The 12,107-nt window shown below is 60.9% G+C and carries 10 protein-coding genes; 8 read left to right on the forward strand and 2 right to left on the reverse strand.

Annotation, left to right across the window (positions count from 1 at the left end; translation table 11 throughout):
- Nucleotides 1-46: 46 nt before the first annotated feature.
- Both AC4IHP_RS19435 and AC4IHP_RS19440 read left to right on the forward strand, forming a co-directional pair.
- A complete protein-coding gene (locus AC4IHP_RS19435) occupies nt 47-1,936 on the forward strand; it encodes a DUF1302 domain-containing protein (protein ID WP_129997661.1) in 1,890 nt (629 codons plus the stop codon).
- A 27-nt stretch (nt 1,937-1,963) separates the two neighbouring features.
- Nucleotides 1,964-3,328, forward strand: a complete 1,365-nt coding sequence (locus AC4IHP_RS19440) for a DUF1329 domain-containing protein (protein WP_024014265.1) — start codon at nt 1,964-1,966, stop codon at nt 3,326-3,328.
- 71 nt (nt 3,329-3,399) lie between these two features.
- Here AC4IHP_RS19440 and AC4IHP_RS19445 read toward each other — a convergent pair whose 3' ends face one another.
- Nucleotides 3,400-3,585 (reverse strand): hypothetical protein, encoded by a 186-nt coding sequence (locus AC4IHP_RS19445; RefSeq protein WP_490832487.1) that lies wholly within the window; start codon nt 3,583-3,585, stop codon nt 3,400-3,402.
- Nucleotides 3,586-3,655: 70 nt separating this feature from the next.
- Here AC4IHP_RS19445 and AC4IHP_RS19450 point away from each other — a divergent pair, with 70 nt between their 5' ends.
- The 3 genes from AC4IHP_RS19450 (at nt 3,656) to AC4IHP_RS19460 (ending at nt 7,950) form a co-directional block, all read left to right on the forward strand.
- On the forward strand, nt 3,656-6,391 hold the full coding sequence (locus AC4IHP_RS19450; protein ID WP_490832488.1) for a winged helix-turn-helix domain-containing protein: 2,736 nt from the start codon (nt 3,656-3,658) through the stop codon (nt 6,389-6,391).
- A 59-nt stretch (nt 6,392-6,450) separates the two neighbouring features.
- Nucleotides 6,451-7,095 carry an MBL fold metallo-hydrolase gene (locus tag AC4IHP_RS19455; protein ID WP_041479973.1) on the forward strand — a complete coding sequence of 215 codons (645 nt, stop codon included), beginning with the start codon at nt 6,451-6,453 and terminating at the stop codon, nt 7,093-7,095.
- A gap of 120 nt (nt 7,096-7,215) precedes the next feature.
- Complete coding sequence (locus AC4IHP_RS19460; protein WP_460121371.1) at nt 7,216-7,950, forward strand: YiaD family glycine zipper/OmpA-like lipoprotein; 735 nt, start codon at nt 7,216-7,218, stop codon at nt 7,948-7,950.
- 227 nt (nt 7,951-8,177) lie between these two features.
- Here the strand turns inward: AC4IHP_RS19460 and AC4IHP_RS19465 are convergent, their stop codons facing one another.
- Entirely contained in the window at nt 8,178-8,612 is a 435-nt protein-coding gene (locus tag AC4IHP_RS19465; protein WP_490832489.1) for a Z-ring associated ZapG family protein, read from the reverse strand.
- Nucleotides 8,613-8,756: 144 nt separating this feature from the next.
- Between AC4IHP_RS19465 and AC4IHP_RS19470 the strand changes: the two genes are divergently transcribed.
- From AC4IHP_RS19470 to zapE, 3 genes are all read left to right on the forward strand, one after another.
- Entirely contained in the window at nt 8,757-9,386 is a 630-nt protein-coding gene (locus AC4IHP_RS19470) for an alpha/beta hydrolase (protein ID WP_490832493.1), read from the forward strand.
- 24 nt (nt 9,387-9,410) lie between these two features.
- Nucleotides 9,411-10,766: a tryptophan--tRNA ligase gene (locus AC4IHP_RS19475; RefSeq protein WP_490832490.1), complete on the forward strand. Its 1,356-nt coding sequence runs from the start codon at nt 9,411-9,413 to the stop codon at nt 10,764-10,766.
- Between the two features lie 90 nt (nt 10,767-10,856).
- A complete protein-coding gene (gene zapE, locus AC4IHP_RS19480; protein WP_039761353.1) occupies nt 10,857-11,951 on the forward strand; it encodes a cell division protein ZapE in 1,095 nt (364 codons plus the stop codon).
- Nucleotides 11,952-12,107: the final 156 nt, after the last annotated feature.

Raw genomic sequence — 12,107 nt, forward strand, 5'->3', positions numbered from 1 at the left:
TAAAAGTACTCACTGCCATAACAATAATGCACATGGAGTAGCGTCGATGACCTCAGTAAACCAGTTCTGGCGCCGGGCGAAACTGCCTCTGGCGGTCAGTCTTGCCTCCTCGCTCGCCGGGCCTGCATTCGGCGTCAGTTTCAACGTCGGTGAAATCGAAGGCCAGTTCGACTCGTCCCTGTCGATCGGCGCCAGTTGGTCTACTCAGAGCCCGAACAAGAACCTTATCGGCGTCAACAACGGCGGCCGTGGCCTGTCGCAGACTTCCGATGACGGGCACGCCAACTTCAAGAGCGGCGAAACCTTCTCGAAGATCTTCAAGGGTATTCATGACCTTGAATTGAAATACGGCGACACCGGCGTGTTCGTCCGTGGCAAGTACTGGTACGACTTTGAACTGAAGGACGAGAGCCGCCAGTTCAAGGACATCAGCGACAGCAACCGCAAAGAGGGCGCCAAGTCCTCCGGCGGGCAGATCCTCGACGCTTTCGTCTACCACAACTACGCGATTGCCGATCAGCCGGGTTCCGTGCGTTTGGGCAAGCAGGTAGTGAGCTGGGGTGAAAGCACCTTCATCGGCGGCGGTATCAACTCGATCAACCCGATCGACGTCTCCGCGTTCCGTCGTCCGGGCGCCGAAATCAAGGAAGGCCTGATTCCGGTCAACATGTTCTACGTGTCGCAGAGCCTCACCGATAACCTTTCGGCAGAAGCGTTCTACCAACTGGAATGGGACCAGACCGTTGTCGATAACTGCGGCACCTTCTTCTCTCAGCCGGACATCGTTGCCGATGGTTGCGACAACAATCTGCGCGTGCTGAACAAGCGTTCGCAGATTCCGGCGATCGCTTTGGGGCCGTTGGCCGCCAACGGTGTGAACGTCGACGAAGAAGGCGTGCTGGTACGCCGTGGCCCGGATCGCGATGCCCGTGACAGCGGTCAGTGGGGCGCGTCCCTCAAATACATGTTCGAGCCACTCGACACCGAGTTCGGCGCCTACTTCATGAACTACCACAGCCGTGCGCCGATCTTCAGCGCCACCGGTGCACCGCAATCGGTGTACAACACCGCCGCCGGTCTGCCGGGGCCGTTTGCCGCGCTCGCACCATTGCTGGTCGCGGGTAACTCGAACTACTTCATCGAATACCCGGAAGACATTCGTCTCTACGGTCTGAGCTTCTCCACCACCCTGCCAACCGGTACGGCGTGGAGCGGTGAGATCAGCTACCGTCCGAACGCGCCGGTACAACTGAACTCCACCGACATCCTGTTTGCCGGCGTACGCCCATTGGGCGGCGCGCTGACCAACGCTTCGCTGCTCACTGGCGTGCCAGGCCAGGATCTGCATGGTTACGAGCGCAAGGAAATCACCCAACTGCAAACGACCTTCACGCACTTCTTCGATCAGGTCATGGGCGCCAGCCGTCTGACCCTCGTCGGCGAAGTCGGTGCTACCTACGTCGGTGGCCTGGAAAGCCGTTCCGACAAACGTTATGGCCGCGATCCGGTCTACGGTCCGGGTGAGTTGCCAGCCACCGGTGGGATCAATACCTGCGCCAACATCCTCAACAACAGCACCATCAACGGCGCCGGCCCGGGTTCGCCACAGAACAACCGCAGCCGCAATTGCGACAACGACGGTTTCACCACCTCGATGTCCTGGGGCTACCGTGGTCGGGCAATCTGGGAATACAACGATGTGTTCGCCGGTGTGAACCTGAAACCGAACGTAGCCTGGTCCCACGACGTCAGCGGTTACTCTCCAGGCCCTGGCGGTAACTTCGAGGAAGGTCGTAAAGCGGTCAGCCTGGGCGTCGATGCCGAATACCAGAACACCTACACCGCGAGCCTGGCTTACACCAATTTCTTCGACGGCAAGTACACCACCGTGGATGACCGCGACTTCGTGGCACTCAGCTTCGGCGTGAACTTCTAAGCACTGCATTTCAGGACGAACGAATTTATGAAAATAACAAAGAGTCTGTTCCACGCCGGTGTTCTGGGCCTGTCGCTGCTGGCGACCAGTGTCATGGCGGCGGTGCCTGCTGCCGAAGCGGATAAACTGGGCAAGAGCCTGACGCCGATGGGCGCGGAAATGGCCGGTAATGCCGACGGTTCGATCCCGGCCTGGAAACCACTGCCGAAAAACGCCGGTAGTGTCGACAGCAAGGGCTTCCTGTCCAACCCTTACGCCAGTGAGCAGCCGCTGTTCACCATCACCGCCAAGGATGTAGACAAGTACAAGGACAAGCTTGCCCCGGGCCAGTACGCGATGTTCAAGCGCTACCCGGAAACCTTCAAGATGCCGGTCTACCCGTCCCATCGCGGCGCCACCGTGCCGGATGACGTGTTCGCCGCCATCAAGAAGAACGCCACCAGCACCAACCTGGTGTCCGGCGGCAACGGTCTGGAAAACTTCGATACCGCCGTGCCGTTCCCGATCCCGAAAACCGGTGTGGAAGTGATCTGGAACCACATCACCCGCTATCGCGGCGGCAGCGTGACCCGTCTGGTGACCCAGGCCACGCCGCAACCGAACGGCTCGTACAGCCTGGTGTACTTCCAGGATCAGTTCGTGTTCCGCGACAAGATGAAGGACTACGATCCGGCGAACCCGGGCAACATCCTGTTCTACTTCAAGCAGAAAGTGACCGCGCCGGCGCGTCTGGCCGGTGGCGTACTGCTGGTGCACGAGACGCTCGATCAGGTCAAGGAGCCGCGTTCGGCGTGGGTCTACAACGCCGGTCAGCGTCGTGTGCGTCGTGCACCGCAAGTGTCGTATGACGGCCCGGGTACTGCCGCCGACGGCCTGCGTACTTCCGACAACCTCGACATGTACAACGGTGCGCCGGATCGTTACGACTGGAAGCTTGAAGGCAAGAAAGAGATGTACATCGCCTCCGACAGCTACAAGCTCGACGATCCGAAACTGAAGTACTCGGACATCATCAAGGCCGGTCACATCAACCAGGACCTGGCGCGCTACGAGCTGCGCCGCGTCTGGCACGTGGTCGCGACCCTGAAGGAAGGCCAGCGGCACATCTACGCCAAACGTGACTTCTATATCGACGAGGACACTTGGCAGGCAGCGGTCATCGACCACTACGACGGTCGTGGCCAACTGTGGCGCGTAGCCGAGGCGCACGCCGAGAACTACTACGACAAACAAGTGCCGTGGTACGCCCTCGAAACGCTTTATGACCTGCAGTCTGGCCGCTATCTGGCACTGGGCATGAAGAACGAAGAGAAGCAGGCGTATGACTTCGGCTTCACCGCCACCACCAGCGATTTCACCCCGGCCGCTCTGCGTCAGGACGGTGTTCGCTAACCCTGCGTAACCCGAGGCCGCATCCTCGTGAAAACGCCCCGACCGGTTCGGGGCGTTTTTTTGCGTGCGGTTTACGCCGCACCGCTCATGTAGGAGCTGCCGAAGGCTGCGATCTTTTGACTTTGACTTTGACTTTGACTTTGCCTTTGCAACAGCAAAAGCGAGATCAAAAGATCGCAGCCTTCGGCAGCTCCTACAGGGGGGCGCGCGCCGGTGGATGTATGCTTTTTGTAGCCATTTGTAGCAGCGACCTTCATTACCTCCTCGTTTAAGGCTAGGCTGCGGACATCTGCAACGCCGCCAATCGCCTTCGAACAAGAGCCGGCCATGACTGATCTGTCCCCACTTCCGGGTCCCGCAAGCATCACCGTCGCAGCACTGGACGGGCGTTTTTTTCGCCCGCCGCTGCCTGATGGCTATGTCTTGCGGCCGCGCCTATGCCAGCGTCTGCAGGCCGGGCTCGGAGGTCGGTTGCTGCTGGTCAGCGCCCCGGCCGGATTCGGCAAGAGCTCGCTGGCGGTGGAGTTCTGTCAGAGCCTGCCGGCGCACTGGCAAAGCCTCTGGCTGGGCTTGAGTCCGCGTGACAGCGATCCCGGACGTTTTCTTGAGCGCTTGCTTGAAGGGCTACAGGACTATTTTCCGGCGTTGGGCGCTGGCGCCCTCGGCCTGTTGAAAATGCGTCAGCGCCATCAACCATTCGCGTTCGAAGAGTGGCTCGACGGACTGCTCGATGAGCTGGCGCTGCATCTCGATCCTGCCGCGCCGTTGCTGCTGGTCCTCGACGACTACCACCTTGCCCAAGGGCCGGTGCTGGATCGTTGCCTGCAATTTTTCCTCAATCATCTGCCCGATGGCTTGCTGGTGATGGTCACCAGCCGCCAGCGCCCGGAGTGGCATCTGGCGCGTCTGCGTCTGTCGCGGCAGTTGCTCGAGCTGCACGAACAGGACTTGCGCCTGAACCACGACGAAGCCCTGACTCTGCTCGATCGCCACAGCAGCTCACTGCGCGGCGAGGCGCTGGAGAGCCTGATCCAGCGCAGTGAAGGCTGGGTCGCCGGCCTGCGCTTCTGGCTGCTGGCGGTGGCCGAGGCGGGCAACGATGCCGCGCTGCCGCAGGCGCTGAACGGCGGGGAAGGGCTGATCCGCGATTATCTGCTCGAAGAAGTCATCGATTGCCTGCCGTCCGAAGTGCAATCGTTTCTCTACGAAACCGCTCCGCAGGAACGCTTTTGCAGCGAACTGTGCGACGCCGTCCGCGAAGCCCACGACAGCGCCGAGATCCTGCGCTTTCTGCTCGCCCACCAAGTGTTTCTGGTGCCGCTGGACGAGCACGGCCACTGGTATCGCTATCACCATTTGTTTTCTGACTTGTTGCGCAGCCGGCCCATCGCCCAGGCGATGGTGCCCAACGCCACCCTGCATTTGCGCGCCTGCCGCTGGTTCAACGCGCAAGGCCTGCTCGACGAAGCAGTGGAACAGGCCTTGCGTGCCGGGCATCTCGATGTTGCGGCAAATCTGGTACAGAACCTCTCCGAAGAACAACTCCTCGCCGAGCAGAACGTCGGCATGTTGCTGCGCTGGAAGATGGACTTGCCCGACAGCCTGCTGATCAGCACGCCACGACTGATCGTGCTCTACAGCTGGGCCTTGGGGCTGGCCTGTCAGCTCGATGCCGCTGAAGAGCTGGCCAGCCATTTGAGCCGTTTCCTGCCGGCGCCCTCGGCCACGGCGCAGAAATCCATGCTGGCGCAATGGCTGGCGCTGAGCGGGATCATCGCTCGCGGACGCGGCCATCGCGAACTGACCCTGCGTTATTGCAGTGAAGCGCTGGAGAGCCTGCCGGCCAAGCGTTACGGCCAGCGGCTGATGTGCCTGTCGACCTTGTCCAATCTGGCGATCGCCGACGGCGATCTGTGGCGCGCCCGTGGCCTGAACCGTGAGTCGCTCGAGCTGGCGCAACGCGTCGGCAATCCATTATTCGAAGCACTGGCGCATTACGACAGGGCGCGGGTTCTGCAGTCGCGTGGCGAGATCCTGCGCGCGCTGGATGAAGTGCATCAGGGCCTGGAACGCTTGCGCGGTCTGTCGCCGCAACGCCTGTACGCCGTGCGCGCGCGGCTGACGCTTTACGAAGGTTTCCTGCTGGCGATGCGTTTGCAGCCGCAGGCCGCACGCGTGCGTCTGCTGGCCGGCATTGGCGAGGCACGGGCCTGTCGCGACATCAGCGTGCTGATCGGTCACTGCGTGATCGCTCGCCTGGACGGCGCCTGTGGCGAGTTCGCCAAGGCCTTCGCCGAACTCGCCGAAGCTGAACGCCTGATGCACATCTGGGACGTACCGCCGATCTACTATCTGGCGATGATCACCTTGGTCAAATGCGAACTGTGGTTGGCCCAGGGCCGCATCGATCTCGCCGAGGCCTGGCTCGCACGATTGGGCCAGACCTACACCGGCGAACACGCTGCCGCACCGCCAGAGTTTCATCCACAGCTGCCACTGCACGTGGAGCTGCAACAGGCGCTGCTCGATGTGATTCAGGGGCAGCCGATGCTCGCCGAAGGGCGGTTGAACGTGTTGCATGAGAATGGTCAGCGGACTGGGCGGCAGTTGCTCAGCGTAATGGCGTTGACGCAGAAGGTGGCGCTGTTGCTGTCGAGTGGACGCGAGCCCGAGGCGCGCAAGGTGTTGAGTCAGGCCCTGGAAGCAGCGGCCGGCGGCGTCTTCCAGCCCTTCGATGCGCTGGTGAAAAGTCATGCCGACTGGATGCGCGGGCAATTGCAGGCGCTTTCCTGCAACGCCGTCAGCCAGCAATTGCTCACACAGTTCCCAACAGCCGCGCCGCGACCGAGCGTAGAAAACTCAACTACCGAACAACTCAGCAGCCGTGAACTGGCGGTGCTGCGTCTAATCGCTCAAGGCTGTTCCAATCAGGAAATCAGCGAGCAGTTGTTCATTTCCCTGCACACCGTGAAAACCCACGCCAGCCATATCAACAGCAAGCTCGGGGTTGAGCGGCGTACGCAGGCGGTGGCGCGGGCGAAGGCGTTGGGGTTATTGCTCTAGCGACGGTAAAATTCGCCATCGGCCGTTGCCAACGGCGTTGACCCTGTCCAGGATTTTCCATGACCACGCCCAGCCCTGCGCTCATCCGCGAAACCTTCCCCGTCGGCCCGCTCCAGTGCAACTGCACCATCATCGGCGACCCGCTCACAAAAAAAGCCATCGTCGTCGACCCGGGCGGCAACCCTGACCTGATCATGGCGCGCCTCGATGCCCATGGCCTGAAAGTCGTCAGCATCATCCATACCCACGCGCATCTCGATCACTTTCTCGCTTCCGGGCAGATGAAGGAGAAAACCGGTGCGACCCTGCATCTGCACAAGGAAGACCAGTTCCTTTGGGACAATCTGGAGATGCAATGCCAGATGTTCGGCGTGCCTTACACCCCGGTGCCATCGCCGGATCGCTGGTTGAGTGACGATGAAGAACTGGCTTGCGGCTGTGGCGTGGCATTACACACGCCAGGACATACACCCGGTTCCATGAGCTTTTGGTTTTCCGAGGCTAAGCTGTTGATAGCCGGCGACACGCTGTTTCGTCGCGGGGTAGGGCGCACGGATTTGTGGGGTGGCGATCAGGCGACCATCGTGCGTTCGATCAAGCAGCGGCTGTATACGCTGGACGAGGACGCAACGGTTGTCACCGGGCACGGCCCGGATACTCGTCTGGGTGATGAGATGCGCGAGAACCCGTTTGTGCGTGCCTGAAATTTTTGTCACGGGTGTGCGGCGGAATTTTTGCGCATTGTCATGATCCAACGCCCGCGCAGGTCCATTGGTTGATCAGTGGCCGCTGCACCACAGAATGCAAAAAACCAGGAGCTCTCCATGTTCACCACGCGTCGTTTGATTATTGTCGCTACTGCCGTGGCCGTGCTGTCCGGCTGCGCCTCGCCTAATCCGTATGACAATCAGGGTCAGGCCGACGGTGGCTCGCAAGGCATGAGCAAAACCGCCAAATACGGTGGCCTCGGTGCGCTGGCCGGCGCTCTCGCCGGTGCTGCCATCGGCCACGACAACCGTGGCAAGGGCGCCTTGATCGGCGCTGCTGTCGTCGGTGCCTCCGCTGCCGGCTACGGCTACTACGCCGACCAGCAGGAAAAGAAACTGCGCGCAAGCATGGCCAACACTGGCGTTGAAGTGCAGCGTCAGGGCGATCAGATCAAGCTGATCATGCCGGGCAACATCACCTTCGCCACCGATTCGGCGAACATTGCCCCGAGCTTCTACCAGCCGTTGAACAACCTGGCCAACTCGCTGAAAGAGTTCAACCAGAACCAGATCGAAATCGTCGGCTACACCGACAGCACCGGCAGCCGCCAGCACAACATGGACCTGTCCCAGCGTCGTGCGCAGAGCGTAGCGACCTACCTGACCTCGCAAGGCGTCAGCGGTGCCAACCTGTCGGCCCGTGGCGCCGGCCCGGATAACCCGATCGCCAGCAACGGCGACGTCAATGGCCGCGCGCAGAACCGCCGCGTCGAGGTCAACCTGAAGGCTATTCCGGGTCAGGAGTATGGCGGTCAGCAGCAACAGCCGGGTACGGTGCAGCAGTATCCGTAAGCGATTGCCTGATTGAAGAAATGCCCGGTCTTATGATCGGGCATTTTTTTGTGTCGCCTGTAGCGGCCCTTTCGCGAGCAGGCTCGCTCCCACATTTGAAATGCATTCCCCCTGTGGGAGCGAGCCTGCTCGCGAAGAGGCCGGCGAGGGCAGCGAAGATTGCAGATACAAAAAAGCCCCCGGACAACAGCATTGTCCGGGGGCTTTTTGTTGGGCGCGAAACCCGATTACTTCTTCAGACCATAATGCTCATCGAGCATGCCCGGCGAGTTTGGATTCTTCGGTGCATAGTCACGCGGTGGTTCCTGATCGCGCGGTGGTGTCAGGCGTTCGCGGGGTGTCTGCGCTGCGTCGGCGTGCAGGGCGGCGATCAGGCGCTGGCGGGTCTGCTCGTCCAGGGCCAGACGATTGGCGCCCTCGGCGAGGTGGTCCTGCACTTCCTGATAGCTCTGGGTCAGCTTCTTGACCAGCATCGCGGTGCTGTTGAAGTGGGTGACCACTTCGTTCTGATAACTGTCGAAACGCTCCTGGATATCATCCAGTTGACGCTGCGTGCGGCTCGGTGCGGCGTTCGGCGCAACGCGCGCGATCAGGAATCCAATGGCGACACCCACAACCAGGGCAAGAGTCGGTAACAACCAAACTAAGAGCGAGTGTTCCACGAGTCCTTCCTCTATAAACGGCTTTGCTTTACGTTAACGGCTCGAACCTGCGCTGTATACCGCGATTCACTCGCAATAGATTGGCACAGACAATTTGCTAGACGAGTCGACCCGATTCGAGGTCACGGAGTTCCTCCCTTGCTGATGCGTGAAACCCCTGTAGTGATTGACGGCCCGGTGGGTCAATTGGAAAGCCTTTACCTGGATAGCGAGCAGCCGCGCGGCATCGCGCTGATCTGCCATCCGAACCCGGTGCAGGGCGGCACCATGCTCAACAAGGTCGTCTCGACCCTGCAGCGCACCGCGCGCGACGCAGGCCTGATCACCTTGCGTTTCAACTATCGCGGCGTCGGCGCCAGCCAGGGCACGCACGACATGGGCACCGGTGAAGTCGACGACGCCCAGGCCGCCGCCACATGGCTGCGCGAAAAACACCCGAATCTGCCGCTGACCCTGTTCGGTTTCTCCTTCGGCGGATTTGTTGCAGCAAGTCTCGGCGGCCGTCTCGAGGCCCAGGGCGTGCAGCTTGAGCACCTGTTCATGGTTGCACCGGCGGTGATGCGTCTGGGTGAGCAGGATCAGCTGCCGCAACACGGCGGGTTGACCGTGATCCAGCCGGAAACCGATGAAGTCATTGATCCGCAACTGGTCTACCAGTGGTCGGAACAACTCCAGCGCCCCCATGAGCTGCTGAAAGTGGCAGAATGCGGACACTTTTTTCACGGCAAGCTGACCGATCTCAAGGATCTGCTGCTGCCGCGTCTCTCGAATTGATTGCAGTCTGACAAGCGATTACCCATGACCAACCGTACCCGCATTCTCACCGGCATCACTACCACCGGCACGCCGCACCTGGGCAACTACGCTGGCGCCATTCGCCCGGCAATCCTCGCCAGCCGCGACAGCCAGGCCGATTCGTTCTATTTCCTGGCCGACTACCACGCCCTGATCAAATGCGATGACCCGCTGCGCATCCAGCGCTCGCGTCTGGAAATCGCCGCGACCTGGCTGGCCGGTGGTCTGGACGTTGATCGCGTGACCTTCTACCGCCAGTCCGACATTCCGGAAATCCCCGAGTTGACCTGGCTGCTGACCTGCGTCGCCGCCAAGGGCCTGCTCAACCGTGCGCACGCTTACAAAGCGTCGGTGGACAAGAACGTTGAGACCGGCGAAGACCCGGACGCCGGCATCACCATGGGCCTCTACAGCTACCCGGTGCTGATGGCGGCGGACATTCTGATGTTCAACGCGCACAAGGTACCGGTCGGTCGCGATCAGATTCAGCACGTGGAAATGGCGCGTGATATCGGCCAGCGCTTCAACCATCTGTTCGGCCAGGGCAAAGAATTCTTCACCATGCCCGAGGCGCTGATCGAAGAAAGCGTGGCAACGCTGCCGGGCCTCGACGGGCGCAAGATGTCGAAGAGCTACGACAACACCATTCCGCTGTTCTCCAGCGCCAAAGAGATGAAGGACGCGATCTCGCGGATCGTCACCGACTCCAAGGCCCCGGGCGAAGCGAAAGATCCGGACAACTCGCACCTGTTCACCCTGTTCCAGGCCTTCGCCACCCCGGCGCAGGCTGACGAATTCCGCAGCGAGCTGCTCGGTGGTCTGGGCTGGGGCGAGGCGAAGAATCGCCTGTTCCAGTTGCTCGACAACGAGCTGGGCGAGGCGCGCGAGAAATATCACCAGTTGATCGAGCGTCCGGCGGACCTGGAAGACATTCTGCAGATCGGCGCGAAGAAGGCCCGCGCCGTGGCCACGCCGTTCCTCAACGAACTGCGCGAAGCCGTTGGCCTGCGTTCTTTCGTCAATCAGGTTCAAGTCGCCGCGACCACCAAGAAGAAAGCCGCGAAAGCCGCGCGTTTTGTCAGCTTCCGCGAAGACGACGGCAGTTTCCGTTTCCGTCTGCTGGCGGCTGATGGCGAGCAACTGTTGCTGTCGCGCAACTTCGCCGACGGCAAAACCGCCGGTCAGGTGAGCAAACAGTTGCAGTCCGGCGAGCCGCTGGACGTACGCAATGAAGACCTGAGCTTCAGCGTCTGGCTGGCGGGTGAGTGCGTAGGCGACAGCCCGGCCTTCGCCGACGCTGCCGCGCGAGACGCCGCCATCGAGGCGTTGCGCGTCGCGCTGACTCCAGCTCAAGACTGATCGGCGGCACGACCCGACCAAGGGCCGATTGCCATTCCCACAGGCCGTCGCTACAGTGACGGCCCGTTTTTGTTGCCTTGCTAACGAATTATGACGCCCCTAGAACGATATCAAGCTGATCTGAAACGCCCGGACTTCTTCCATGACGCCGCGCAGGAAACTGCTGTGCGTCACTTGCAGCGTCTGTACGACGACTTGATCGCCGCTGACCAGAACAAGCCGGGTTTCCTCGGCAAGCTGTTTGGCAAAAAAGATCAGGCACCGGTCAAGGGCCTGTATTTCTGGGGCGGCGTTGGTCGCGGCAAGACTTACCTGGTCGACACCTTCTTCGAAGCGCTGCCGTTCAAGGAAAAGACCCGCACGCATTTCCACCGTTTCATGAAGCGTGTGCACGAGGAAATGAAAACCCTCGGCGGCGAGAAGAACCCGCTGACCATCATTGCCAAGCGCTTCGCAGCCGAGTCGCGAGTGATTTGCTTCGATGAGTTCTTCGTCTCCGACATCACCGACGCGATGATCCTCGGCACGCTGATGGAAGAGCTGTTCAAGAACGGCGTGACCCTGGTCGCGACGTCGAACATCGTTCCGGACGGCCTGTACAAGGATGGCCTGCAACGTGCGCGTTTCCTGCCGGCCATCGCCCTGATCAAGCAGAACACCGAGATCGTCAACGTCGACAGCGGCGTCGATTATCGTCTGCGTCACCTCGAACAGGCCGAGCTGTTCCACTATCCGCTCGACGAAGCGGCCCACGAAAGCCTGCGCAAGAGCTTCAAGGCGCTGACCCCGGAGTGCACGGCGGCGGTGGAAAACGATGTGCTGATCATCGAGAACCGCGAAATCCGTGCCCTGCGTACTTGCGACGATGTGGCCTGGTTCGACTTCCGCGAACTGTGCGACGGCCCGCGCAGCCAGAACGACTACATCGAACTGGGCAAGATTTTCCACGCCGTGCTGCTCAGCGGCGTCGAGCAGATGAGCGTCACCACCGACGACATCGCCCGGCGCTTCATCAACATGGTCGACGAATTCTACGACCGCAACGTCAAACTGATCATTTCTGCCGAAGTCGAGCTGAAGGATCTGTACACCGGCGGACGCCTGACCTTCGAGTTCCAGCGCACGCTGAGCCGATTGCTGGAAATGCAATCCCACGAGTTTCTATCGCGGGCGCACAAGCCTTAAGCGGATTTCGGCAAATAAAAAGGGCCTGCAATTGCAGGCCCTTTTTTTATGCGCTGAAGATCTCTCGGATTCACCACATTCCTCCTGTGGGAGCGGGCTTGCTCGCGAAAGCGGTGCGTCATTCAGCATAACGGCGACTGATGCACCGCATTCGCG

It is taken from the genome of Pseudomonas sp. UF-293 (assembly GCF_058245595.1).